The 24,920-nt window shown below is 67.7% G+C and carries 27 protein-coding genes; 18 read left to right on the top strand and 9 right to left on the bottom strand.

Annotated elements, in window-relative coordinates:
- Nucleotides 1-63: 63 nt before the first annotated feature.
- From ABEU20_RS14400 to ABEU20_RS14335, 14 genes are all read left to right on the top strand, one after another.
- The gene (locus ABEU20_RS14400) at nucleotides 64-990 is read left to right on the top strand and encodes a Rossmann-like and DUF2520 domain-containing protein (protein ID WP_420165082.1); all 927 of its coding nucleotides are present in this window, start codon (nucleotides 64-66) and stop codon (nucleotides 988-990) included.
- Nucleotides 987-1,931, top strand: coding sequence for a pantoate--beta-alanine ligase (gene panC / locus ABEU20_RS14395; RefSeq protein ID WP_420165081.1), 945 nt, complete (start codon nucleotides 987-989; stop codon nucleotides 1,929-1,931). The genes ABEU20_RS14400 and panC overlap by 4 nt, the downstream gene beginning before the upstream one ends.
- Nucleotides 1,932-1,965: 34 nt before the next feature.
- Nucleotides 1,966-2,388, top strand: coding sequence for an aspartate 1-decarboxylase (gene panD, locus ABEU20_RS14390; protein ID WP_420165080.1), 423 nt, complete (start codon nucleotides 1,966-1,968; stop codon nucleotides 2,386-2,388).
- Nucleotides 2,389-2,392: 4 nt separating this feature from the next.
- Entirely contained in the window at nucleotides 2,393-3,205 is an 813-nt protein-coding gene (locus ABEU20_RS14385; protein ID WP_420165079.1) for a type III pantothenate kinase, read from the top strand.
- Between the two features lie 152 nt (nucleotides 3,206-3,357).
- On the top strand, nucleotides 3,358-3,945 hold the full coding sequence (locus tag ABEU20_RS14380) for a cysteine dioxygenase (RefSeq protein WP_420165078.1): 588 nt from the start codon (nucleotides 3,358-3,360) through the stop codon (nucleotides 3,943-3,945).
- Entirely contained in the window at nucleotides 3,942-4,364 is a 423-nt protein-coding gene (locus ABEU20_RS14375; RefSeq protein ID WP_420165077.1) for a rhodanese-like domain-containing protein, read from the top strand. The genes ABEU20_RS14380 and ABEU20_RS14375 overlap by 4 nt, the downstream gene beginning before the upstream one ends.
- 194 nt (nucleotides 4,365-4,558) lie before the next feature.
- Nucleotides 4,559-6,070 (top strand): lysine--tRNA ligase, encoded by a 1,512-nt coding sequence (gene lysS / locus ABEU20_RS14370; RefSeq protein ID WP_420165076.1) that lies wholly within the window; start codon nucleotides 4,559-4,561, stop codon nucleotides 6,068-6,070.
- Between the two features lie 129 nt (nucleotides 6,071-6,199).
- Entirely contained in the window at nucleotides 6,200-6,553 is a 354-nt protein-coding gene (locus ABEU20_RS14365; protein ID WP_420165075.1) for a histone-like nucleoid-structuring protein Lsr2, read from the top strand.
- 94 nt (nucleotides 6,554-6,647) lie between these two features.
- On the top strand, nucleotides 6,648-7,295 hold the full coding sequence (locus tag ABEU20_RS14360) for a hypothetical protein (RefSeq protein WP_420165074.1): 648 nt from the start codon (nucleotides 6,648-6,650) through the stop codon (nucleotides 7,293-7,295).
- 27 nt (nucleotides 7,296-7,322) lie between these two features.
- A complete protein-coding gene (locus ABEU20_RS14355) occupies nucleotides 7,323-9,173 on the top strand; it encodes a hypothetical protein (protein WP_420165073.1) in 1,851 nt (616 codons plus the stop codon).
- A complete protein-coding gene (locus ABEU20_RS14350; RefSeq protein WP_420165072.1) occupies nucleotides 9,170-10,345 on the top strand; it encodes an acyltransferase family protein in 1,176 nt (391 codons plus the stop codon). The genes ABEU20_RS14355 and ABEU20_RS14350 overlap by 4 nt, the downstream gene beginning before the upstream one ends.
- A 67-nt stretch (nucleotides 10,346-10,412) precedes the next feature.
- Entirely contained in the window at nucleotides 10,413-10,991 is a 579-nt protein-coding gene (locus ABEU20_RS14345; RefSeq protein ID WP_420165071.1) for a carboxymuconolactone decarboxylase family protein, read from the top strand.
- Nucleotides 10,988-11,851, top strand: a complete 864-nt coding sequence (locus tag ABEU20_RS14340; RefSeq protein WP_420165070.1) for an RNA polymerase sigma-70 factor — start codon at nucleotides 10,988-10,990, stop codon at nucleotides 11,849-11,851. Before ABEU20_RS14345 ends, ABEU20_RS14340 begins: the two co-directional genes overlap by 4 nt.
- Before the next feature lie 266 nt (nucleotides 11,852-12,117).
- Nucleotides 12,118-14,673, top strand: a complete 2,556-nt coding sequence (locus ABEU20_RS14335; RefSeq protein WP_225023723.1) for an ATP-dependent Clp protease ATP-binding subunit — start codon at nucleotides 12,118-12,120, stop codon at nucleotides 14,671-14,673.
- 67 nt (nucleotides 14,674-14,740) lie between these two features.
- Here ABEU20_RS14335 and ABEU20_RS14330 read toward each other — a convergent pair whose 3' ends face one another.
- The gene (locus ABEU20_RS14330) at nucleotides 14,741-15,352 is read right to left on the bottom strand and encodes an AAA family ATPase (protein ID WP_420165069.1); all 612 of its coding nucleotides are present in this window, start codon (nucleotides 15,350-15,352) and stop codon (nucleotides 14,741-14,743) included.
- A 90-nt stretch (nucleotides 15,353-15,442) separates the two neighbouring features.
- On the opposite strand from ABEU20_RS14330, the gene ABEU20_RS14325 reads away from it, so the two are divergent.
- Nucleotides 15,443-17,035 carry an MFS transporter gene (locus ABEU20_RS14325; RefSeq protein WP_420165068.1) on the top strand — a complete coding sequence of 531 codons (1,593 nt, stop codon included), beginning with the start codon at nucleotides 15,443-15,445 and terminating at the stop codon, nucleotides 17,033-17,035.
- A 65-nt stretch (nucleotides 17,036-17,100) separates the two neighbouring features.
- Nucleotides 17,101-17,535, top strand: a complete 435-nt coding sequence (locus tag ABEU20_RS14320; protein ID WP_420165067.1) for an OsmC family protein — start codon at nucleotides 17,101-17,103, stop codon at nucleotides 17,533-17,535.
- A 48-nt stretch (nucleotides 17,536-17,583) separates the two neighbouring features.
- On the opposite strand, the gene ABEU20_RS14315 is transcribed toward ABEU20_RS14320, so the two are convergent.
- From ABEU20_RS14315 to ABEU20_RS14280, 8 genes are all read right to left on the bottom strand, one after another.
- On the bottom strand, nucleotides 17,584-17,916 hold the full coding sequence (locus ABEU20_RS14315; RefSeq protein WP_420165066.1) for a ScnB: 333 nt from the start codon (nucleotides 17,914-17,916) through the stop codon (nucleotides 17,584-17,586).
- Entirely contained in the window at nucleotides 17,913-18,587 is a 675-nt protein-coding gene (scnC, locus tag ABEU20_RS14310; RefSeq protein WP_420165065.1) for a thiocyanate hydrolase subunit gamma, read from the bottom strand. Before scnC ends, ABEU20_RS14315 begins: the two co-directional genes overlap by 4 nt.
- Nucleotides 18,588-18,596: 9 nt before the next feature.
- Nucleotides 18,597-18,896, bottom strand: a complete 300-nt coding sequence (locus ABEU20_RS14305; RefSeq protein ID WP_420165064.1) for an SH3-like domain-containing protein — start codon at nucleotides 18,894-18,896, stop codon at nucleotides 18,597-18,599.
- Nucleotides 18,893-19,327, bottom strand: coding sequence for a hypothetical protein (locus tag ABEU20_RS14300; protein ID WP_420165063.1), 435 nt, complete (start codon nucleotides 19,325-19,327; stop codon nucleotides 18,893-18,895). Before ABEU20_RS14300 ends, ABEU20_RS14305 begins: the two co-directional genes overlap by 4 nt.
- Before the next feature lie 65 nt (nucleotides 19,328-19,392).
- Complete coding sequence (locus ABEU20_RS14295; RefSeq protein WP_420165062.1) at nucleotides 19,393-20,211, bottom strand: CbtA family protein; 819 nt, start codon at nucleotides 20,209-20,211, stop codon at nucleotides 19,393-19,395.
- Nucleotides 20,202-20,396 (bottom strand): CbtB domain-containing protein, encoded by a 195-nt coding sequence (locus ABEU20_RS14290; RefSeq protein WP_420165061.1) that lies wholly within the window; start codon nucleotides 20,394-20,396, stop codon nucleotides 20,202-20,204. Before ABEU20_RS14290 ends, ABEU20_RS14295 begins: the two co-directional genes overlap by 10 nt.
- 405 nt (nucleotides 20,397-20,801) lie before the next feature.
- Nucleotides 20,802-21,962 carry a serine hydrolase domain-containing protein gene (locus tag ABEU20_RS14285; protein WP_420165060.1) on the bottom strand — a complete coding sequence of 387 codons (1,161 nt, stop codon included), beginning with the start codon at nucleotides 21,960-21,962 and terminating at the stop codon, nucleotides 20,802-20,804.
- Between the two features lie 199 nt (nucleotides 21,963-22,161).
- On the bottom strand, nucleotides 22,162-22,767 hold the full coding sequence (locus ABEU20_RS14280) for a DUF4352 domain-containing protein (RefSeq protein WP_420165059.1): 606 nt from the start codon (nucleotides 22,765-22,767) through the stop codon (nucleotides 22,162-22,164).
- A gap of 169 nt (nucleotides 22,768-22,936) precedes the next feature.
- Between ABEU20_RS14280 and ABEU20_RS14275 the strand changes: the two genes are divergently transcribed.
- Nucleotides 22,937-24,181: a sensor histidine kinase gene (locus ABEU20_RS14275; protein WP_420165058.1), complete on the top strand. Its 1,245-nt coding sequence runs from the start codon at nucleotides 22,937-22,939 to the stop codon at nucleotides 24,179-24,181.
- A gap of 42 nt (nucleotides 24,182-24,223) precedes the next feature.
- Nucleotides 24,224-24,886 carry a response regulator gene (locus ABEU20_RS14270; protein WP_420165057.1) on the top strand — a complete coding sequence of 221 codons (663 nt, stop codon included), beginning with the start codon at nucleotides 24,224-24,226 and terminating at the stop codon, nucleotides 24,884-24,886.
- Nucleotides 24,887-24,920 lie beyond the last annotated feature (34 nt).

Genomic DNA, 24,920 nt, shown 5'->3' with positions numbered 1-24,920 from the left:
CTATTCTCTCCGCAGGACGTCTGGTACCCGCCGAGCGGGACTGGAACGAACGAGAGGACAAGTGTGACCTCTTTCGGGATCACCAATGGGCCTGCGCCTGCGCGATTGACGGTAGGAATCGTCTCCGCGGGTCGGGTCGGCACAGCAGTAGGCTCCGCGCTGGAGCGAGTCGGTCATCTGGTCGTCGCGTGTTCCGCCGTATCCGACGCCTCTGTCCACCGCGCCGAGACGCGTCTGCCCGACAGTGAGATCCTCCCCGTTCCCGAGGTAGCCGCCCGTGCGGAACTGCTGATCCTCGCGGTCCCCGACGACGAACTCGCGGGGCTGATCAAGGGCCTCGCGGCCACCGGAGCGGTGCGCCCGGGCACGATCGTCGTGCACACCTCCGGCGCCAACGGCATCGGGATCCTCGAACCGCTCACCGCGCAGGGCATCGTTCCGCTGGCGATCCACCCCGCGATGACCTTCACCGGACACGTCGAGGACACCGTGCGACTGTCCGACGCCTGCTTCGGCATCACCGCGGCCGACGACATCGGCTACGCAATCGGACAGTCTCTGGTCCTCGAGATCGGTGGTGAGCCGGTCCGGGTCCGCGAGGACGTCCGCCCGCTGTATCACGCCGCGCTCGCGCACGGCAGCAATCATCTGGTGACGCTCGTCGTGGACGCCGTCGAGGCGCTGCGCGCCGCGCTCGAGGGCCAGGAACTGCTGGGGCAGGAGTTGGTGGGCGCCGACCCCAACGGCCTGCCCGAGCGGGTGCTGCAGCCGCTGCTGTCGGCGGCGCTGGACAACGCCCTGCGCCGCGGTCAGTCCGCGCTGACCGGCCCCGTCGCCCGCGGCGACGCGGCGGCCGTCGCGAAGCACCTCGAGGTGCTCGAGGACGTCGACCCGCAACTGGCCGCCGGCTATCGCGCGCTGTCGCTGCGGACCGCGCAGCGCACCGGATCCAAGCCCGAACTGATGGAAGTACTCGAGGACCGAAGGTGAGCACTGTGACCGAAGCTTCTGCACTGCAGGGCGGATACAAGCGCGGCGAACTGACCGTGCACCACGACCCGGCGATCCTCACGCGGGTGTCGAAGGCGCTGCGCGGTGTCGGGCGCCAGGTCGCGCTCGTCCCGACGATGGGGGCCCTGCACGCCGGTCACATCGAGCTCGTCCGGCAGGCCAAGCTGACCGGCGCGGTCGTGGTCGTGTCGATCTTCGTCAATCCGCTGCAGTTCGGCGCGGGCGAGGATCTCGACGCCTACCCGCGCACGCTCGACGCCGACCTCGGACTGCTGCGTGCGGAGGGCGTCGAGTTGGTGTTCGCGCCGACGGCGTCCGCGATGTACCCGGACGGGCCGCGCACCACGGTGCTGCCCGGCCCGCTCGGTGCGGAACTCGAGGGTGGCAGCCGTCCGACGCACTTCGCGGGCATGCTCACCGTGGTCGCGAAGTTGCTGCAGATCGCCGCGCCCAACGCCGCGTTCTTCGGTGAGAAGGACTACCAGCAGCTCACGCTGATCCGGCAGATGGTCCGCGACCTGAATTTCGACGTCCGGATCGTCGGCGTGCCGACGGTGCGTGAGCAGGACGGCCTGGCGCTGTCGTCGCGCAACCGCTACCTCGACCCGGACCAGCGTCAGCTGGCCACCACGCTGTCGGCTGCGCTCGTCGCGGGCGCGCACTCAGCGGCCGGCGGTGCGGAGGCGATCCTCGCCACCGCACGTGCCGTGCTCGACGCCGTCCCCGAGATCGATGTGGACTACCTCGAGGTCCGCGGCGTGGATCTCGGCCCGGCGCCGGAGCGCGGCGACGGCCGTCTCCTGGTTGCCGCCCGCATCGGCACCACGCGGCTGATCGACAACGTCGGTGTCGCCGTGGGCACCGGATTCCTCGAACGTGACCCGCAGGCGGGCGATCCGGCCGTCGCGGACATCTACTGACCTCCACTCCCACAGAAATATCGAAGGGCCGAACATGTTGCGCACCATGATGAAGTCGAAGATCCACCGGGCGACGGTCACGCACGCCGACCTGCACTACGTGGGTTCGGTGACCGTCGACCAGGATCTGATGGAGGCGGCCGACCTACTCGAGGGCGAGCAGGTGACGATCGTCGACATCGACAACGGTGCCCGCCTCGAGACGTACGTGATCACCGGCGAGCGCGGCACGGGTGTCATCGGGATCAACGGTGCTGCAGCGCATCTGGTGAACCCGGGTGATCTCGTCATTCTCATCGCCTACGGAGTGATGAACGAGCAGGAGGTCCGCGAGTACGCGCCGCGCGTCGTGTTCGTCGACGGCGACAACAAGCCGGTCGAGCTCGGTTCGGATCCCGCTCACGCACCCGAGGGTTCCGGTCTGATCACGCCGCGGATGCTCTCCAGTCTGGTGTAGGACGGTGCTCCTCACCGTCGACGTCCGAAACACCAACATCGTTCTCGGACTGTTCACCGGCATCGGGTCGCACTCGAAGCTGGTGCAGGACTGGCGGATGCGTACCGATCCGCGAATGACCGCCGACGAGTTGGCCCTCAAGTTCCGCGGTCTTCTCGGCGCGAACGCCGAACAGGTCACGGGCGTCTCGGCCCTCTCGACGGTGCCGTCGGTACTGCGGGAGATCCGCGTGATGCTCGCCCGCTACTGGGACCACGTCCCGCATGTCGTGGTGGAGCCCGGGGTGCGCACCGGTGTCCCGCTCCTGGTCGACAACCCCAAGGAGGTCGGGGCCGACCGCATCGTCAACAGTCTTGCCGCGCATCACTTCTACGACAGCGCGTGCATCGTCGTGGACTTCGGGACGTCGACGTGCATCGACGTCGTATCGGCGAAGGGGGAGTTCCTCGGCGGCGCCATCGCACCCGGGCTCGAGATCTCCACGGACGCCTTGGCATCGCAGTCGGCGGCACTGCGCAAGGTCGAACTCGTCCGCCCCCGGTCGGTGGTCGGGAAGAACACCGTCGAAGCCATGCAGTCCGGCGCCGTGTTCGGATTCGCCGGGCTGGTCGACGGACTGGTGCGTCGAGTTCGCGCGGAGCTCACGGCTTTCGGCGGCACCGACGTCGCGGTCATCGCCACCGGTGACAGCGCGCCGTTGATCATGCCCGAGTGCGAGACCGTCGAACACCACGAACCCGAACTGACGCTCGAGGGACTGCGCTTGGTGTACGAGCGCAATCTTGCCCGGCGCGGCGCCCGCCGCACCGAGGTCTGAGAGGCCGGGTCGCCGACGTCACCTCGCGGGCGGGGTTCCGCCGGCGGCGATGTTGTGTCACACTGTTCGACATGTTCCGTTGCATGAGCGCCCAGGAGTGTTGTCGAGGCTGAACGCTGCCTTGACCAATTTCACTTCCTGGAGCTTTGCTCATGCATTCTGCATTTTCCTTTGACGTCTCCACGTCTGCGCTCGACCTCTCCGCTCACCCCGACGTCCGTCGTCTCGGTTCCTCGTTGCCGACGCGACTGCGCCCCGCCGACCTGTTGCGGATCACCGATCAGGGTGCCGCCGACGTCATCGAGGGCCGGCACGATCATCTGCTCCCCGCGGCGTTCCCGACCACGGAGCGGTGGTCCACGCGGCTGCACTCCGACGACGACGTCGACGTGTGGCTGATCAGCTGGGTTCCGGACCGTTCCACCGAATTGCACGACCACGCAGGGTCTTTCGGTGCGCTGACCGTGCTCAGTGGCAGTCTCGCCGAGTACCGCTGGGTGAGCGGTGAACTGCGTCGGCGCACGCTCGACGCGGGCGATCAGGCCTCCTTCCCACTCGGGTGGGTACACGACGTGATGCGTGCGCCCGGACCCGTCACCGACATCTCCGAACCCACGCTGAGCGTCCACGCGTACTCGCCGCCGCTCACCGCCATGTCCTACTACGAGGTCACCGAGCACGGCGCACTGCGCCGCTCGCGCACCGAGCTGACCGATCTGCCCGAAGGGGGCTCCAAGTGACCATCGACCAGATGCTCGACGACGCTCGTTCCCAGCTCGACCGCATGTACGTCTTCGAACTCGTCGAGGCGCACCGTCGCGGCGCGATCTTCGTGGACATCCGCCCGCAGGCCCAGCGCGCGCTCGAGGGCACGCTGCCCGGCGCGCTCGCGGTCGAGCGCAACGTGCTCGAGTGGCGGCTCGACCCGACCAGCAGCGCGCACCTCGCGCTCGCGGTGGACCACGACGTCGAGTGGGTGATCGTGTGCTCGGAGGGCTACACCTCGAGCCTGGCGGCGGCGTCGCTGCGTCAGCTCGGGCTGCACAGGGCCACGGATCTGGTCGGCGGCTACAAGGCGATCAAGGCGGCCGGTCTGCTCGGCGCGCTCATGGGGGAGCGTCACTGCACCCGTGAGCTGGCGTCGGTCTCCGCGCACTGAGCTCCACGTCCGGCCGAATGTCACATCGGTTCAGTTCGACTGAACGCGCGTGACATTCGGCCGAGGTTGCGGTGGCCGGCGCGCAGAAGGAAACCATCCGGCTGCTCCGTGGGTGAGCCCTGTCCTCTGGATCGAGGCGTCTCCGTGATACCGGCGCCGTGCTCGACGAGTGCCGCCCTATAGTCTTGTATCCCGTGAGTGACGCACCCGCCCAGCCAGTAGACGACACCCCCGAGCAGCTCCGGATCCGCCGCGAGAAGCGGGAGCGTCTGCTCGCTCAGGGGCAGGAGCCGTACCCGGTCTCGGTTCCGCGCACCCACAGCCTCGCGGAGGTTCGCGCCAAGTACCCCGATCTCGAGCCGGACTCGAGTACCGGCGAGCAGGTCGGCGTCGTCGGCCGTGTCATCTTCGTCCGGAACACCGGCAAGCTGTGCTTCGCGACGCTGCAGGAGGGCGACGGCACTCAGCTGCAGGCGATGCTGAGCCTGGCGAACGTCGGCGAGGATGCACTCGCGGCATGGAAGTCCGACGTGGACCTGGGCGACTTCGTGTTCGTCCACGGCGAGGTGATCAGCTCGCGTCGCGGTGAGCTCAGCGTCATGGCCGACGCCTGGCAGATGGCGGCGAAGTCGCTGCGCCCGATGCCGGTCGCGCACAAGGAGATGAGTGAGGAGTCCCGCGTGCGTCAGCGCTACGCGGATCTGATCATCCGGCCCGAGGCCCGCGACATGGCGCGCAAGCGCGTCGCCGTCGTACGCGAGCTGCGTAACGCGCTCGAGCGCCGCGGCTTCCTCGAGGTCGAGACGCCGATGCTGCAGACCCTGCACGGTGGCGCCGCCGCCCGCCCGTTCGTCACGCACTCGAACGCGCTCGACATCGATCTGTTCCTGCGGATCGCGCCGGAGCTCTTCCTCAAGCGTTGCGTCGTCGGCGGTATCGAGAAGGTCTTCGAGATCAACCGCAACTTCCGCAACGAGGGCGTGGACTCGACGCACTCGCCCGAGTTCGCGATGCTCGAGACGTACGAGGCCTACGGCACGTACGACGACTCGGCGAAGATGACCCGCGAGCTGATCCAGGAGGTCGCGCAGGCGGCATTCGGCACGCAGGTGGTCACCCTTGCCGACGGCACCGAGTACGACCTCAGCGGTGAGTGGAAGACGATGGAGATGTATCCGTCGCTGTCCGCCGCGATCGGCGTCGAGGTCACCCCGGACACCTCCGTCGAGGAACTGCTGGCGCTGGCCGCCCGGGTGGGTCTCGAGATTCCGAAGGACAAGGGCTACGGCCACGGCAAGCTCGTCGAGGAACTGTGGGAGCACCAGTGCGGTGATCAGCTGTTCGAGCCGACGTTCGTGCGCAACTTCCCGGTCGAGACGTCGCCGCTGACGCGTCAGCACCGCAGCCTGCCGGGCGTCACGGAGAAGTGGGACCTGTACGTCCGCGGATTCGAGTTGGCCACGGGCTACTCCGAGCTGGTCGATCCGATCATTCAGCGCGAGCGTTTCATGGATCAGGCCCGTTTGGCCTCGGCCGGTGACGACGAGGCAATGGTTCTCGACGAGGAGTTCCTGGCGGCGATGGAGCAGGGTATGCCCCCCACCACCGGAACGGGTATGGGAATCGATCGACTGCTCATGGCCCTCACCGGATTGGGAATCCGGGAAACGATCCTGTTCCCAATTGTCCGGCCTTCCGCGCGCTGACCGGCGGTTTTATTAATATCCCTATTGCCAAGTCATCGAATTCGATGATTCGGGGTACTATTGCTTTCGAGTTGCCGGTCAGGCGCTTCGCGTCCGAGTGGGGCGTGTGATTCGGAAGGAATTGACCCCATGGCAAAGAAGGTCACCGTAACGCTCATCGACGACGTCGATCAGGACGCGACTGCCGATGAAACTGTCGAGTTCGGCCTGGATGGGGTTCTGTACGAGATCGATCTGTCCTCGGAGAATGCTGCGAAACTGCGCGAGCAGCTCGAGGTATGGGTCTCGCATGCGCGCAAGGTGACCAATCGCCGTCGTGGCGGAAAGAGCGCGGCCGGCGCCGCCGCCACGTCGACCCGGCCGTCCGTGGATCGTGAGCAGAGTGCAGCCATTCGCGAATGGGCGCGGCGCAACGGGTTCACGGTCTCCTCGCGGGGACGCATCTCCGCCGAAATCACCGAGGCGTACAACAAGGCGCACTGATCACGGCCCGGCCACGGCTCGGACGAATCGGTTCCGTCCGTAAAGGCTCGCTGATAGCGTCCGCAATGTGCAGCTGAGGCGAGTCTTTGCGGGCGTGGCGCTTGCGAATATCCCGCTGGTTTGTGTCACGGCTCCTGCAGAGGCCCGAGAGGACCGTCCGGTTTCCTGTAACCGGCTTGCCGGAATACCGCTGGAATTGGGCAATCAGGGTGAGTCGACCCCGGTGTCGAGAGACCGGACGTGTAAACCGTCGGCGGCGCATCTTAATCGTGTTCTGTGGGTGCACGGCCTGGGCGGCAACGTGCAGAGCAATTGGGGCGGGTATGCGCCGCCCTCGTTCGCCGAGGGTTATTGTGTCCACACGTCAGCCTTCAAGGCTTTCGCTGATCGACCCCAGCCGATTTCTGGTATGGGCGGCACGAAGTCCTTCGAGGAGAACGTCGGACAGTCGATCGACAACGGGATCGAGGCCCTGGATGAGGCCTGCCCGCAAATGGGTAGCGGCCCTCAATTCCTGAAGGCGTGGCAGGCTGACGGTATCGATTCACCGCAGGTCGTCCACCCGAACATCATGACCGCGGAACCATTTGCCGCAACCCCCGTGTCGAACGTGTCGGCTCCGGATCCTCCGCGGTCGATGGCGCGTGGTCGAGGCGTCGATCGTCGGCGGCTGACCGCTCGGAGCGGCTGTCGCACCCTCAGAAACGCATTAATTTGCGTGGGTAAGGTTCCTCCGCGGTGATCGGGGCGTGCGGGAAGGAGTGAGCGAGTGCGAGCTGTTCCGGAGGCAGGCACGGGCGAGCGGACGGAGTCCGGGGCCGCCCCGGCTCGGAACCGGTGGTGGCCGCTCTCGCCGCGGAACGTGCTCGCGCTCGCCGCGGGGCTCGTCGGACTGCAACTGGTGGTGCGGGGCATCGTCGCGTTCGCGGGGGACTTCTATTGGGACGATCTGATCCTGGTCAGTAGGTCCGGGCAGTTCTCGCTGCCGTCGGGCACGTTCCTGTTTTACGACCACGACGGGCATTTCATGCCGGCGGCGTTCCTGACCGCCTGGATCGCGACGACCGTGGCGCCGCTGAACTGGACGGTGCCGGCGATCATGCTGATCGTGCTGCAGGCGGGCGCCTCGCTCGCGGTGCTGCGGGTGCTGCGTCTGCTGCTGGGCACCCGCGCCGTCATGCTGCTGCCCCTCACTTTCTATCTCTTCTCGCCGCTGACGCTTCCGTCGTTCGCGTGGTGGGCCGCAGGCCTGAACTCGCTGCCGATGCAGATCGGTCTCGCGTGGGTGGCGGGCGACGCGATCCGGCTGTGCCGGACCGGGCGACCGCGGTTCGCGGTGTCCGGCGCCGTCGTCGCCGCGCTGTCGCTGGCGTTCTTCGAGAAGTCCGTACTGGTACCGATCGTCGCGTTCGCGGTGGTGGTGCTGATGTACCGCGTCGAGGGCATCGACCGGCCGCTGCGAACGGCGCTGGCGAAGGGACGCGCGCTGTGGGTCCCGCTCGCAGCGGTCGTCGCCTGCTGGGCCGCGTCGTACCTGGTGTTCACCGAGTCCCGGTTCGTTTTCCCGAGCGCCACCCAGACCGCCGGTCTGCTCCACCACGGCACGTCGCTGGGCCTGGTCCCGACGCTGCTCGGGGGCCCGTGGGCGTGGGACCGCTGGCCGCCGAGCCCGCCGTGGGCGACCCCGCCGATCGTGCTCGTCGTGGCGGGGTGGCTGGCGGTGGCGGCCGCGCTCGCGTGGTCGTTGCGCTACCGCCGGCGCACCGGATGGGTATGGGCGGCGATGGTCGCGTACGTCGCGGCGTCCGAGGCCGCGATGGTGCTGACCCGGTCCGGGCCGGGCACCGCGTACGAACTCGCGCAGACGCTCCGGTACGTCGCGGACAGCGCCGTCGTGCTCGCCATCGGGTGGGCGCTGATCGTGCGCGCGCAGCGCCGCGAACATGTGCGGGCGCTACCGAAGTCGTCGCCCGCAGTGGTGGCCGGGCTGGTGGTGCTGTTCGTGGCGAGCAGCCTGTGGTCGACGGTCACCTTCGTCCAGCGGTGGCGCGACAACCCGACGGTCGACTACCTCGCGCACGCCCGCCAGTCGCTGGCCGCGAATCCCGACACTCCGCTGCTCGACCAGCCAGTCTCGATCTGGGTGCTGCTGCCCGTCGCCTACCCGCACAACACCACCAGCCACCTCTTCGCGCCGCTGCGGGACCGCCCCGAGTTCGCCCGGCACACCGACTATCTGCAGTTGCTCGACGACACCGGACGTCTGATCCCGGCCGCGGTGACCCCGACCCGGAATCTCGGGCAGGGCCCCGAGCCGGGCTGTGGCTACCGGGTGGAGGGCGACGGCGCGGTGTTGCCGCTCGACGGTCCGCTGATCGACTGGGAGTGGACGGCCCAGCTCAACTACTTCGCGAGCGCGGACGGCGTGGTCGAGGTCGGCCTCGACCGCAGCGACGACACCGTGGCGGTGCCCGTCGAGGCCGGACTCAATCAGGTGTTCGTGCGGCTCTACGGCCCCGGGGAGGGGCTGCGCATGACGCCCGAGACGCCCGGGCTGGAACTGTGCGTGGGCGCGGGACCGGTCGGTTCCGTCGTCGGTGCGCCGAAGGCGGGATCGTGAGCGAGCCGGGCTACATCCGGTCGCTGACGGGTCTGCGCGCGGTCGCGGCGCTGCTCGTGGTCGGCGCCCATGCGGCGTTCTGGACGGGGCGGTACACGCCGGACCTGGCCGGTGGCGCGTTCTCCAGGCTCGAGATCGGGGTCGCGGTCTTCTTCGTCCTGTCCGGGTTCCTGCTGTTCCGGCCGTGGCTGCAGACCGCGGCGGGGGAGCGGGAACTGCCGTCGACGCGCACCTACCTGTGGCACCGGGCGCGACGCATCCTGCCGGCGTACTGGATCACCGTCGTCGCGACGTACGCGATCTACCTGTTCCGGGACGACGCGGGGGAGACCGGGCTGGGCTGGTCGGGGTTCCTGCGGAACATGACGCTCACCCAGATCTACGGCCCGGGGCATCTGCACACCGGCCTCACCCAGATGTGGAGTCTCGCGGTCGAGGTCACGTTCTACCTGCTGCTGCCGGTGATCGGCTGGCTGCTGGTGGTCGTCGTCTGCCGACGGCAGTGGCGGCCGGTGCGGCTCGCGGTCGCGCTGCTCGCGCTCGTCGCGATCACCCCGCTGTGGACCCTCGTAACCCACCACACCGACATCACCTTCACCGCCCGACTGTGGCTGCCCGGATTCGTTGCGTGGTTCGCGGGCGGCATGCTGCTCGCGGTGGCGTCGGCCACCGTCAAGCGCTGCAACCCCTACGGAATGGGACTGCTGGCGCTCTACTTCCTGCTGCTCGCCTGCACGCCGCTGGCCGGGGAGGCGACGATCGTGCCGACGGACGCAACCGAGGCGATCACCAAATCGGCGCTGTACCTGGCGTTCGCGATGTCACTGATGGCACCGCTCGTGATCGGAGATCGCCCGGGCCCGCTGGGGAGACTGTGCTCGTCGGCCCCGATGGTGTGGCTCGGGGAGATCTCCTACGAACTCTTCCTCGTGCACCTCGTGGTGATGGAGTTCGTCGTCGACATGCTCGGCTACCGGACGTTCCAGGGCTCGACCGTCGGCGTCTTCGTCGTCACCGTGGCGTTCTCCGTTCCGATCGCGTGGGCGCTGCACCGAACGCTCGAACGCGTGATCCCCTCCGGTCCGCGCGTCGAGCGGCGGTCGATGACGGTGGTCCGCCGCGACGACGGCAACGACGCCGCCGATCTGCCGGAACCGAGTCGCGTCGACTGACCGGATGTCACAACCGCCTGCCCGCCGGTGTCTCCATGTCGAGAGCACACGAACCGCAGGAGGAATCATGACCGGCAATACCCGGATCCCCAGGGCAGAGATGACCGGCATCTACGGCGCCGTGGTCAAGCGGATGTCGCGCAGGATGCTCGGCGACGTGGCCGAACCGGTGGAGGTGACGTGGCACAACCGGAAGGTGCTGAACTTCAGCTTCACCGTCGGTCGCAAGGCGCAGAAGTGGAACCGGTGCGACGAGAACCTCAAGTCGTTCGCCCACATGGCGGTCGCCGGCCTCGTCGGCTGCAGCTTCTGCCTGGACTTCGGCTACTTCCACGCCCACAACGAGGGGCTCGATCTCGCCAAGGCGCGGGAGGTGCCGCGCTGGCGCGAGTCGGACGTCTTCACCCCGCTCGAGCGCGACGTGCTGGAGTACGCCGAGGCGATGACGGTGACCCCGCCGACCGTCACCGACGAACTGTCGGCGCGACTACTCGACGCGCTCGGTCCGGCGGCGCTCGTGGAACTGACCGCGTTCGTCGCCGTCGCGAACCTCATGACCCGCACCAATACGGCGTTCGGCATCGAATCGCAGGGATTCGCGGCCTCGTGTGGGCTCGAGCCGCTGACCGTACGCTCGACGACATGACCGGCGACCCGTTCGTCGCACACCGCAGTCTGCTCTTCACCGTCGCCTACGAGATGCTCGGCTCGGCCGCCGACGCGGAGGACGTCGTACAGGAGACGTGGCTGCGGTGGGCGGACGTCGACCAGGACCAGGTGCGTGACCCGCGCGCCTACCTGGTGCGCACGGTCACCCGGCAGGCGCTGAACCGGCTGCGGTCGCTCTCGCGTCGCCGGGAGGACTACATCGGTGAATGGTTGCCCGAGCCCATCCTGACCACCCCGGACGTCGCCGACGATGTCGAACTGGCCGAGAACCTGTCGATCGCGATGCTGACGGTGCTCGAGACGCTCGGTCCCGTCGAGCGAGCCGTGTTCGTGCTGCACGAGGTCTTCGAGACGCCGTACCCGGAGATCGCGGAGGCGGTCGGGAAGACGCCGGCCGCGGTGCGGCAGATCGCACACCGCGCGCGCGAACACGTCGGGGCGCGCCGGCCGCGGATGCAGGTCGACCGAGCCGAGCAGGAGGCGGTGGTCGCGAAGTTCCTGGCGGCCGTCTCCACCGGCGACGTGCAGGCGCTGGTGGACGTCCTCGCCCCCGACGTCGTGGTGGTCGCCGACGGTGGCGGCATCGCGACGGCGGCGCGCAAGCCGATCGTCGGTGCCCGGCGGGTGGCGGCCTTCCTGTCCAAGGCGGCGATGCTTCCGGACTTCGTCACGGCCACGACCTGGCTCAACGGCATGCCGGGTATCCGTATCGACGTCGGAGGCGAGGCCACCGCGGTGAGCGTGGTCGTCGAGGACGGCCGCATCACGCGGGTCTATGCGATCCGCAACCCGCACAAGCTGGGATCGCTGGACAAGGTTGCAGACCTGCGTCGCTGACGAATGTGTGCTGTTCGCTTCAGGCGTACAGCCTCCGGGAAACGATTCCGCGACCTGCGGCGTTGAGAACTTTATGCAGGTCCGCTCCGCACGTTTGACGGGTGGAGGAGCGGCAGGTCGGAAGGCAGCCCACTAGAGTATGAGGTGGGGTCGTGGAACCTTCATCGGTTCCGGAGGCCGTCAGCCTGTTGTGCCGGAGCGAAACGCGGCGGGAGGGCCGAGACGCAGGTCTCGGAACTGATTGCCGGAGAGTGTGAGGGAGAGCGATGTTCGAGAGGTTCACCGATCGCGCGCGGCGCGTCGTCGTCCTGGCTCAAGAAGAAGCCAGGATGCTCAACCACAACTACATCGGCACGGAACACATCCTGCTGGGCCTCATCCACGAGGGTGAAGGCGTGGCGGCGAAGTCGCTGGAGTCGTTGGGTATCTCCCTCGAGGGTGTCCGCAGCCAGGTCGAGGAGATCATCGGCCAGGGTCAGCAGGCCCCGTCCGGGCACATCCCCTTCACTCCGCGTGCCAAGAAGGTCCTCGAGCTCAGCCTCCGCGAGGCGCTGCAGCTCGGCCACAACTACATCGGCACCGAGCACATCCTGCTCGGCCTGATCCGCGAGGGCGAGGGCGTCGCCGCCCAGGTGCTCGTCAAGCTGGGTGCCGACCTCAACCGCGTCCGCCAGCAGGTCATCCAGCTGCTGTCGGGATACCAGGGCAAGGAGCCGGCCGAGGCCGGTAGCAGCCGCGGCGAGGCGGGCACCCCGTCGACGTCGCTGGTCCTCGACCAGTTCGGCCGCAACCTCACCCAGGCCGCCCTCGAAGGCAAGCTCGATCCGGTCATCGGCCGCTCGAAGGAAATCGAGCGCGTCATGCAGGTGCTGAGCCGCCGCACCAAGAACAACCCTGTCCTCATCGGCGAGCCGGGTGTCGGCAAGACCGCCGTCGTCGAGGGCCTCGCGCAGGCCATCGTCAACGGCGAGGTTCCGGAGACCCTCAAGGACAAGCAGCTCTACACGCTGGACCTGGGCTCGCTGGTCGCCGGCAGCCGCTACCGCGGTGACTTCGAGGAACGCCTGAAGAAGGTCCTCAAGGAGATCAACACCCGCGGCGACATCATCCTGTTCATCGACGAGCTGCACACGCTCGTCGGTGCGGGCGCGGCCGAGGGCGCGATCGACGCGGCCTCGATCCTCAAGCCGAAGCTGGCCCGAGGTGAGCTGCAGACCATCGGCGCGACCACCCTCGACGAGTACCGCAAGTACATCGAGAAGGATGCCGCCCTCGAGCGCCGGTTCCAGCCGGTGCAGGTCGGCGAGCCCACGGTCGAGCACACCATCGAGATCCTCAAGGGTCTGCGCGACCGCTACGAGGCGCACCACCGCGTCTCGATCACCGACAGCGCACTGGTCGCGGCGGCCACCCTGGCCGATCGCTACATCAACGACCGCTTCCTGCCGGACAAGGCCATCGACCTCATCGACGAGGCCGGTGCCCGAATGCGCATCCGCCGCATGACCGCACCGCCGGACCTGCGCGAGTTCGACGACAAGATCGCCGACGCCCGTCGCGAGAAGGAGTCCGCGATCGACGCGCAGGACTTCGAGAAGGCTGCGAACCTCCGCGACAAGGAGAAGACCCTCGTGGCGCAGCGCGCCGAGCGGGAGAAGCAGTGGCGTTCGGGCGACCTGGACGTCATCGCCGAGGTCGACGACGAGCAGATCGCCGAGGTGCTGGGCAACTGGACCGGTATCCCGGTCTTCAAGCTCACCGAGGAGGAGACCACGCGTCTGCTCCGCATGGAGGAGGAGCTGCACAAGCGGATCATCGGCCAGGAGGATGCCGTCAAGGCCGTCTCCAAGGCGATCCGTCGTACGCGTGCCGGCCTGAAGGATCCGAAGCGTCCGTCCGGCTCGTTCATCTTCGCCGGCCCGTCCGGTGTCGGTAAGACCGAGCTGTCCAAGGCGCTCGCGAACTTCCTGTTCGGTGACGACGACGCGCTCATCCAGATCGACATGGGCGAGTTCCACGACCGGTTCACCGCGTCGCGTCTGTTCGGTGCCCCTCCCGGCTACGTCGGCTACGAAGAGGGCGGTCAGCTCACCGAGAAGGTGCGCCGCAAGCCGTTCTCGGTGGTCCTGTTCGACGAGATCGAGAAGGCACACCAGGAGATCTACAACACGCTCCTGCAGGTGCTCGAGGACGGCCGTCTCACCGACGGTCAGGGTCGCACGGTCGACTTCAAGAACACCGTGCTGATCTTCACCTCGAACCTCGGTACCTCGGACATCTCGAAGGCCGTGGGCCTGGGCTTCACCTCGGGAACCGGCACGGAGTCGAACTACGAGCGCATGAAGCTCAAGGTTCACGACGAGCTCAAGAAGCACTTCCGCCCCGAGTTCCTCAACCGTATCGACGACATCATCGTCTTCCACCAGCTGTCTCAGGACGAGATCATCCAGATGGTGGACCTGATGATCGGTCGCGTCGAGACGCAGCTGAAGAACAAGGACATGGACATCGAGCTGACCGAGCAGGCCAAGTCGCTGCTCGCGAAGCGCGGCTTCGATCCGGTGCTGGGTGCGCGTCCGCTGCGTCGCACCATCCAGCGCGAGATCGAGGACCAGCTGTCGGAGAAGATCCTCTTCAACGAGCTGGGCCCGGGCCAGATCGTCCTGGTCGACGTCGAGGGCTGGGACGGCGAGGGCGCCGGCGAGAACGCGAAGTTCACGTTCCACGGATCCCCGAAGCCGGTCAAGGTTCCGGACTCGCCGGCCGAGGCGCTGGCCGGTGCCAGTGACACGACCCCGTCCGAGGGCGGTTCGGCCGAGTAGGTTCACGCAGAACGACGCCCCGCGAGCTTCCGGCTCGCGGGGCGTCGTCGTTTCTCCGCGGTGATCGTCACATGGCGGTGCCGGCCGAGCTCGTCGACACCGTGACGTGTGCGGCGCGCCGGGTCCGGTCCGGCCCGAACAGTGCCGCTTCCTGCTGCGCCCAGCGGTCCCAGTGCGGCCGGAACATCTCGCCGTCGCGCTCCAGGGCGCGACGCATCCGCTCGTCCGGGTCGGCGTCGACGAACACGCGGACCGCGAAGAACGGGCGCGCGGCGCCGCATGTGGACCCGGCGCCCTCGACGATCAGGTATCGGTGCCGTCGGACCGCGCGCCACTCCGCGTAGTCGCCGTGATGCCAGTCGTAACGCCGGTAGCGCGGTACCCGGCCGTGCCGGGCCGGGGAAAGGACCCACCGGACGAGCTGTCGAACAGATGCGGCGAGGCCGTCCCAGCCGGGGTACAGGTCGTCCATCCGGAGTATCGGCGCGTCGTCCAGCGCCGCGGCGATCCGAGCGGCCAGTGTCGATTTCCCGCCGCCCGAGGGACCGTCGATGCCGATCAGGATCGGCCCGCGACCGCGTTGTCTGAGATGTCGTCGGTGCGCGGCATGCGCGAGGGTGACGATTCGGGATGCGCTCTCGGCGAGTACCGGGAGGGTCCGATCGGTGTCGACGGTCATGATCAGCACGCTATTCCAGTTGTCGGGTTCGTTTCCGCAGCATCGGCATTTCGGGCCACGTGACCGGACACGATGGTGTGGACTGGCCGCATGACTTCCGTAGCGGCCGGCACCCGTCCCACCCGGGCCCCGCTCGTCCTGACGGCGCTGATCCTCGTCGCCGCCGTCGCGAATCTGAACCTGGCGGTCGCCAATGTCGCGCTGCCCGACATCGGCAAGGCCTTCGATGCGAGCCAGACGCAACTGAACCTCATTGCCGTCGGATACTCCGTCGGGCTCGCCGGTTCGGTGCTCTACCTGGGGGCTCTCGGCGACCGGTACGGGCGCAAGATGATGCTGGTGCTCGGCATGGTGCTGTCCGTGCCGGCGTCCGTCATCGCCGCGTTCGCGCCGAGCGTCGAGGTGTTGATTCTCGCGCGTCTGCTCGGCGGCGTCGCGGCCGGTATGGCCTTCCCCACCACCCTCGCGCTCATCACCGCGCTCTGGTCGGGGCCGGGCCGGACCCGGGCGATCGCGCTGTGGTCCGCGATCGGCGGCGGCATCTCGTCGCTCGGTCCGCTGGTGTCCGGGGCACTGCTGAAGTCGTTCGAGTGGGGAGCGGTGTTCCTGGTGACCGTGCCGTTGGCGCTGATCGCGTTGGGTTTCGCGGCGTACTTCGTGCCGAGCCACGTCAACGAGTCGACCGATCCCGTCGACCACCTCGGCGGGATCGTCTCGGTGATACTCGTGGCGGCGCTGGTGCTGGGCATCAACTTCGCTCCTGTCGCGGGAATGCGCACCACGGCTCTGTCGATGCTGCTGGTCGCGCTGGCCGCGGGAGTGGCCTTCGGAATCCGGCAGCTGCGCGCGAAGTTCCCGCTGTTCGATCTGCGAGTAGCCCGACGGCGGATCTTCTGGGTCGCGGCGGTCGCGGGCATCGTGGTGTTCGGGACGCTGATGGGGACCCTGTTCATCGGTCAGCAATTCATGCAGAACGTGCTCGGATACTCGACGCTCGCGGCAGGGTCCGCGGGTCTGCCCGCGGCGGCCGTCATGGTGGTGGTGGCCCCGCAGTCGGCGAAGCTGGTCGAGTCGCACGGCGCGCGGTTCACGCTGCTGCTCGGTTACACGGCGATCGTCCTCGGCCTGGTGGTGGCGTTGCTGCTGTGGAAGGAGGACGCGCAGTACTGGAAGATCGCGCTCGGCTACATGTTCCTCGGCGCGGGCGTCGGCCTGGCCGGTACACCGGCATCGCATTCGCTGACCGGGTCGGTGCCGGTGTGGCGTGCGGGAATGGCGTCGGGCACCGCAGACCTGCAGCGCGACCTCGGTGGTGCCATCGTGCAGTCGGTGCTCGGCGCGCTGCTCACCGCCGGCTACGCGGCCTCGTTCGCCGCGGCCATCGCCGCCAGCGGGGACTCGGGCGACATCAGCGATCAGACCCAGGCGGCGCTGGAGAAGTCCTTCGCCGGCGCCGAGAACGTCGCGGAGCGGTACCCGCAGTATGCCGACGCGATCACCGCCGCCGCCCGGACTGCCTTCCTCGACGGGGACACGCGGGCGTACGCCGCGGCCATCGCGATCGTTCTGGTCGGCGCCGCGCTCGTCTTCTTCGCGTACCCACGCCGCGATCAGGAGCGGGAACTGCTCGAGCACTATCGGGAAATCGACGAAGCGACCGAGCGCGCCGACCGGCTGTCCTGAAGACACCCACGACAGGGGGTAGTTTGCGAAGAGGACGTGGACCGATCGACACAGGAGGATCTGCAATGCCCACACGCACAGCGCGCACCGCCTGGAACGGCACGCTCGAAAAGGGTTCGGGTCAGGTGGAACTCACCAGCTCGGGAGTCGGCACCTTCGAGGTGTCCTTCCCGAAGCGGGCGGCGGAGGATGCCGGAGGCACCACCAGCCCCGAGGAACTGATCGCGGCGGCGCACTCGTCCTGCTACGCGATGCAGCTGTCGGCGCTGATCGGGGAGGCGGGCGGCACACCGCAGAGCCTCGACATCCGCGCCGACGTCTCGCTCGGGCCGGACGATCCGGGGTTCAAGTTGACCGGCATCGTGCTCACGGTTCGGGCAGAGGTCGACGGCCTGGACGCTGCGGGGTTCGCCCGCGTCGCCCAGGCCGCCAAGGAGTCCTGCCCGGTGAGCAAGGCTCTGACCGGCGTCGCCATCACGCTCGACGCCGCGCTCGAGTAGCCCCTGGTTGTGAGCGCTCGAACGTATTGGGGCGGAGGCTGTTCCGGCTCAACTACGTTCGAGCCTCGCCCGGATCTGGGACATCTTCTCCTGCAGTTCGTCCTGGCTCACGATGCCGCGATCGAGGAAGGTGTGCGCGGTGGTGATCGCGGACCGGGAGTGGACGGGAAACTGGTCGTAGATGGTTTCGCCGAGTTCGTCCTCGGTGTGCCTGCGCTCGAGGTTGTCCCACGATCCGCGCCACGACAGGCACTCGCACGTGGCCTGCATCGCGGACTCCCACGGATCCGGCTTGCGGTCGGTGTCGTCGAGGTCCCCGACGCGTTCGCCCCCGGACTTCAGTGTCCGCAGAATGACCTCGTAGCCCTGAGTCGCCGTCACTTGCCACCTCCAGCCGAGGGGGCCTCGGACGCGTCCCAATCGGCCGAGGGGAGCGCCACTCCGATCATCGTGTCCCGCGTGACGATCTTCTCGAGCTGTTCCTCGGTCCAACCGTCGGTACCCTCGGGACGCATCGGCATCACCATGAAGCGGGACTTCTGGTTCGAATCGTGCACCCGCACTTCGACATCGGACGGAAAGTGCAGCCCGAACTCGGCCAGGACCTCGCGTGGACGCCGAACCATGCGGCGCCGATAGTTGGGGGTGCGATACCAGTCCGGAGACATGCCGAGTACCGGACGCGGGTAGCACGAGCACAGGGTGCAGACGATCACGTTGTGCACCTGCGGCGTGTTCTCGAGGACGTAGAAGAAGGTGTAGTCGCTCGGAGTGCCGGTGCCCGTCGGGTCGGTCCAGTCGATCCCGACCTCCTTGCTGGCCTCGGTGCCGTTCTCGAGAAGGCGCTTCTTGAACTCCGGGTCGGTCCAGGCCTTGGCGACCATCTTCGAGCCGTTCGACGGCCCGATCGACTCGGCCCACTCGGAGAAGCGACGGTGGTCCTCCGCGGAGAAGAGTCCCTTCTCGATGGCGAGCTCCCGTAGGGCGAGTTCGAGGACCTCGAACTCGCTGATCTCCTCGGAAGCCTGGATGGGCTTGTGTGGATCGCTCACGTCTCCTCCTCACTCGTTCTTTCCGGCCGGCCGGAGCCAGCCCTCGGCGCACTCCGTCTCGAGCGTGTCGACGGCGAATCCCGTGTAGCGCGGCCACAGGTCGGTCTGCTTGAAACGGACGACGTAGAACGGTTCCTTCCGCCCGGTCTCGAGCTTGTCGAACGCCTCGTCCTCGGGGATCACCCAGTCGGGACGGTGCTCCACGACGGTGCCCTCCTGGTTACGGACGAAAGCTTGTGTGCGGGTGTGGAAGAGGCTCGTCTGGTCTTTGACGACAACCCGGTCGCCGACCTTGAACTTGGGGGTCATTTCCGCTCCTCCTGCAGGCGGTCGCGCACCTGGTCGATGCGGTCGCAGAGTTCGTCGAGGGGGATGAGACCCTTGTCGACCATCACCTTCGCGGCAACGGTGAGCCACCGGGCGTAGTAGGGATAGCCGAAGTACTGCGTCTCGCCGAGATCGACCTCGGCTCGGCGGCGCATCTCCGAGTTCCAGGCGCCGCGCCAGCCGAGGCACTCGCACGTGACGTACGTGTTCATCTCCCACGCTTCTTCGCCCTTCTCCAGGTACGGAACCGAGAGAGCGGGTTGTCCGCCGACGTCGTGCAGGACGTGCCGCAGAACGTCGTACTGCGCGTTGGTGATCGTGTACGGCGAATCCTGTACGTCGTGCTCCGCGGGGGCGATCTTCGCCAGACCGTCGGTGAGCGTCTGGAATCGAGCCTGATCTGCGGTGGTCATGGAGGTCTCCCTTCCATGGGTTCGGGGTGTGTCCTGGTCGCTTCCGAATCCTCGCCAGTGCCCTCCTACGGTCGCGTAGTCCTGGTGGCCGCCTGGGTGTGCACGACGCCCGAAGCGATCGGCTCGGATCGCGGTGTGCGCTGTGCCCGTTCGGCGAGGAAGGCGAACGCCAGACCGAGGCACAGCCACAACGTCGCCTGCGTCGCGAGCGACGAGATCCGGAACTCCCACAGCAGGGCGGCGGGAAAGTCCTCACCGACCTCGTTCACGGCCGGCAACAGCAGATAGCCGACGGTCACGATCACGAGGAACGTCAGGACCGAGGCGCCGACGCGGACCGTCCAGTACCTCTGGGAAGCAAGTGCTTTGGCGATGAACACCGCCGAGCAGACCGCCAGGAGTCCCAGTGCGAGCGCCGCCAGCCACAGCCAGGTTCGCTGGTTGATCGTGTCCGGGTCGCCCACAGCCGGTGGGTTCGCCGGGTACTTGAAGAACGGCACAGCCTCTACGGCGAGCCACCCGGCCCCCGCGAGACCGATCGCCAGCAGCGGACCGGGCAGCGTCGTGAACCGTCTCGCGTAGTGCGCGACGACCCCGAAGATGGCTCCGATCGCGATACCCGCGAGGGCGGTCGCCAGGAACAACCCGGCGCGTTGGCCGTCCCGGGAGACGAGCGCGTCGTCGTCGTGCGAATGCGCGGCCGTTCCGGCAGCGTGCTCGTGGGATCCCGCCGCGTCGGCGGCCGGCGCCGATTCCTCGATGGCGATCGCCGCGGCGACGTGCGGTTCACCCAGCGCGAAGGCGACCGCACCGGTCAGCAGGCCGGCGATCAGCCCGGCCAGGAGGCCGCGCAGCAGGCTCTCGAGTGACCCCGCTAGTGGCATGGGAGCCCCAGGAGGTGCCGACCGTCGTGCATCAGCTCGTGCATGTACATCCCGCTACGCGAGATCGCGCCCTGGTCGAATCCGACGAGATAGAGGGTGAGCAGGGCGAGGAGCACGACGCCGATCGCGACGAGTGCGATGCCGAGCGATTCGATTGCTCTGTCGGGACTGTGGGCGAGAGTCATGGTTCCTCCTGGGGTGGCGCCCCGGAGAGCCGGGTCGGAGGACGTGCCTGGCGCACCGAACCGGGTGAGTGGCGCAGCGGAGCCAGGATCCGGGGCAGCGAACGGTCTTGGGCGACATCACCCGATCAGCGAGCGATACGGAGTGAACCACGTGCCGCCGGCTCGAAGCCGTGTCCGACGTTACCCGGCCGGACCCGCCGAGCTTCGAGATTGTGGACTTCCCACAACGCGACGCCGAAACGGCCCGGAAACGCGCCCGTCTTGGCGGGCATGAGCGGATCGAGGCTCCACGCCGACACAGCCCGAGCCGTCCGACCCGATCAACGGGCCGAGTTCGGCTCGGGCTGCGTCCGCGCGTCAGTCTCCGAACGAACGGCAATCGTGCGCGCGGGGGCTCCGCACCACCTATTCGGCCTCCTTGATCCACCGCGTCGCGTACATCGTGCTGGGGCCGAAGAACTCGCGGACGACGTCGTCTACCGCGTTCAAGCCGTTTTCACTGTTGGTCATGATCACGAGGCTGCGGCCGGTCTCGGGGTACGCGATGAAGAAGGCCTTGTAGGGGCCGTTGTCACCCCAGTGCCAGATCGCGTCCCCGAGTTCGTTGTTCTGCAGCCCGATACCGAGCCCCCACTCGATGTGGTCGATCGCCTCCTTGTCGCTACCGCCGTGGTCGGCACTGCCGGCGGGGGTGAACATCATGTCGCGGGTGCCGGGCGTGAGTCCTTCTCCGCCGATGAGTGCACCGCGCATGAACCTGTTGTAGTCGGCCGCCGTGGTCCGCAGCGTGTACGCGACGTTCGCCCGGGGGAAGTTCCGGACGGGCTTCGGGGTTCCGTCCGCAGTGTGGCCGACGGACGTGACCGTGTCGAAGGCGGGATTGGTGACGAGGTCGCTTCCCTCCATCCCGAACCGGTCGAATACCCGCTCCCGGACCAGTTGTTCGAACGGCGTCCCGGTGAGGGCCTCGACGGTCTTCTGTAGGTAGTAGAAACCCTCTCCCGAGTACGACCACTGGGTCCCGGGCTCGAAAATGGTACTCACCGGCGTGGTTTCGAACTCCGGACTCGACGGTCCGGTCGCCCAGTTGGGCAGGCCGGAGGTGTGAGTGAGCACCATCCTCCCGGTGATCCGCTTCGCGGCCGGGTCGGCTGCGATCCGTGAATAGTCGAAGTAGTCCGACAGCGGACGGTCGAGATCGAGTACGCCCTCGTCCACCAACTGGAGCACGACGTACGAGGCCACCACTTTCGTCAGCGATGCCGCTTCGAATACGGTGTCGGAAGTCACCGGGCTTCCGGTCGCGACGCTCGACAGCCCATAGTCGAAAGCACTCTCGGAATGTCGGTCCGAATAGACGACTTGGGCGCCGGGAATACCCTGCTCGGCCATGACAGCGCTGATCCGCTGTGCGACAGCCGCATACGAGTCGTCCGCCGAGGATCCGAGGGATCCGACGGAGCCGAGCCAACCCGGGGTGCTGGACGTTGCCGCCAGAGCCGGCGAGCCGATCGATGTGGAGAGCGCTATTGCTCCGGAAAAGGCAACGGCGAGAACGGGTACCACTACCTTACGCTGGACAGACTTCACTTGACACCTCGAGACGACGGTTCGGCGGACACGCTGATGCTAGGGCGGGCCGGAGCCGAAATCGTGCACGGTAACAGCATTCTTACGGCTGCTAACGAGATTGAAACAAACAGTCGACAGGGGGCTCTCCAGGGCTGCCTCGGGGCGCCGGCGACCTGAGCCGAGGGCCCCGCGACTACTGCAGCAGAACCGATTCGCCGCCGGAGAAGACGGAATCGTGCACTTCGAGTACCGCGGGGACGACGCCGGACGGTACGTCGAACACGATCGTGGCGTCCAGGGAGTTGCCGGGATTGATCTGCTCGAACGACACACCCTGGTCGAGGGTGATGGTGGCCATGTCGTCCACCGAGTACTGCCGGCCCTGTGCGTCGACCAGCTTCTGAGCGGAGGTGGTGAAGCTCTGTTCGCGGTCGCCGATGTTGCGGACGGTCATTCGGACGAGGACGAACTGTCCCTGGGCCTTCTCGGTGAGGTACTCGTTGGTCCCGACGGTGGGCACTCCGGCCTCCACACCGTGCACGACGAACTCGAACTTGCCGTCGCGAACGGGCGTCCCGATCCGGGCGTCCGAGGGCTGGTCGACGACGGCACCGGCCTCGCGTGCCTCCTGCGTGGGCCCGTCCGACCCGCCGGTCGCGGCCACGATGGCGATGATTGCGATGACGGCCACGCCGAGCCCCGTCAGCACCTTGTGCCGACCGAACCAGTTCTTGCGGGCAGTTTGTGGGGGCGCGTAGCCGGGCTGTTGCGGATGGGGGAACTGTTGTGGAGCGCTCACCGAGCTTCCTTTCGATGTCCGTGGTGCGCTGCCGGGCGGCCGAGCACCGTCGATCTGCATCGAGCACACCGCAGTGACACCTTCGCCGTCTTCCTCCCCGGGGAGGAGTCGGCTCCTCATTTCGTACCGTCCCGGACGTCCGACGATCCGACGTTCGTCGGATGTCCCGATGTCGGTGAAGTTGCGTACCGTCCTTCTCGTGAATTCCGAGAGAGCCGTGGGGATCCGGCGTCGAGTCTGGACCGTTCTCGCGGTGTCCTTCAGCGCGTTCTGCTCGCTCCTGACGGTGGGCCTCGCGTCGACGTCCGCGAACACGCCGGCCTGGAACCACTCGATCGGACTGGCACTCAATCTCGTCGCCGCCGCGGCACTGGTGTGGCGGCACGAGCGGCCGTGGCTCGTGCTGGCGCTCGCACTGGTGGGGCCGATCCTGTTCGAGACCGACGCCACGGCAGCGCTCTTCGCGCTCTTCGCGGTGGCGCGGTCCGCGCGCGGATACCGGTTGGCCGGTGCGGCAGTCGCTGTCTGGGTGGCCTGTGCGGTATCGCTTCTGTACGACGCGCACCGCCTGCGGGACTACTCGGTCCTGACCATCGGATCGGCGAAACCCGAGGACGGCAGCCAGATGCATCAGTACGTCGTCGCCGCGTGGATCCCGTTGCTGGTGGCGGCGGTCCTCGTCGGGCTGGTACTGGCGTCGGCGACGTTGATCCGGACGCGCAGCGCGCTGGTGGAGGCGGAGCAGGTGCGGGACGCGGCGACGGAGCGGAGCGACGTAATGCGCGACGAGATGATCCGGGCCGAGGAACGCACCCGCATCGCGCGGGACATGCACGACACCCTGGCCGCCGGTCTGAGCCGCATCTCGCTGTTCGCGGGCGCGCTGCAGGTCAATGCCGCCGACGACCCGGAGAAGGTCGTCAACTCGGCGGCGCAGATCCGGGCCACAGCGCACGAATCGCTCGACAACCTCAAGAGCATCGTGGGGGTGCTCCGCGGCACCGGCGGGTCGCCGGATGCGGCGCGGCACCAGGGCATCGACGCCGTGCCCCAACTGGTCCAGTCGGCACGCGCCGCCGGGATGCACTGCACGCTGTCCACCGACCTGGCACCGGGGGACGTGGGCGTGCTCTCCGGACACGTCTGCTTCCGGGTGGTGCAGGAGTCGCTGACCAATGCGCAGAAGTATGCGGCGGATCAGGTCGTCGCGATTTCGCTCGACGGTGCACCCGAGCGGGGAATCCGAATCCTGGTACGGAACCTGTTGAGCGGCAAGTCCAGCGAGGCGGGGGTCGGGTCACGGGCAGGGTTGAGGGGTCTGGCGGAACAGGCGCGCGAGATCGGCGGGAGCTTCGAGGCGGGGCGGCTCGAGTCGGAGTTCGTGGTGAGTTGCTGGATCCCGTGGACCGCCTGATCGGTCGGGTTTGTCGGTGTCGGCGGCTAATCTGTCGACATTATGGAAGACCTTGGGGGAATCACCGTTCTGATCGTCGACGACGATCCGTTCGTTCGACGGGGGGTAGCAGACATTCTCGAGCCTGCACACGACATCGTGGTCGTGGGGTGCGTCGGTGACGGCGACGAAGTTCCGGGCGCCGTCGCGTCGCTCCGGCCGCACGTCGTGCTGATGGATCTGAAGATGCGCCGGACCGGAGGTCTCGAGGCGACGCGCAGCCTGATGGAGCTGGAGTCGCCGCCGAAGGTCATCGCGATGACCGCGATGGACGTGGACGATCTCGTGGTGCAGGCGGTCGCGGCCGGTGCACACAGCTTCCTGAGCAAGGACGAGGCACCGCTCACGTTCCATCAGTCGGTTCGGGTGGTGGCATCGGGAAACACCCTGTTCAGTCCGGAAGCGTTGCGGCGCATAGTTTCCGAGGGCGGCGGGGTGGGTAGTGCGACGCAGGCTGCGGGCCCGGATCTGAGCAGGCTCACCGAGCGTGAGCGTGAAGTCCTCACCGTGCTGGCGGAGGGGGAGTCCAATGCCGATATCGGCCGCCGGCTGTTCCTGGGGGAGACGACGGTGAAGTCGCACGTGTCGGCGATCTTCGACAAGCTCGGGGTGCGCAATCGGGTCGAGGCCGCGCTCCAGGCCTACCGGGCGGGCTTGGTCGTCTGACCTGGACGCTCGCCCGGGAAAGGTGGGGTTCGTC

Source organism: Rhodococcus parequi (assembly GCF_046042785.1).
Lineage (GTDB): Bacteria > Actinomycetota > Actinomycetes > Mycobacteriales > Mycobacteriaceae > Prescottella > Prescottella parequi.
Note: the sequence above shows the minus strand (reverse complement) of the source record. Positions and strands in the feature narration are given on the sequence as shown.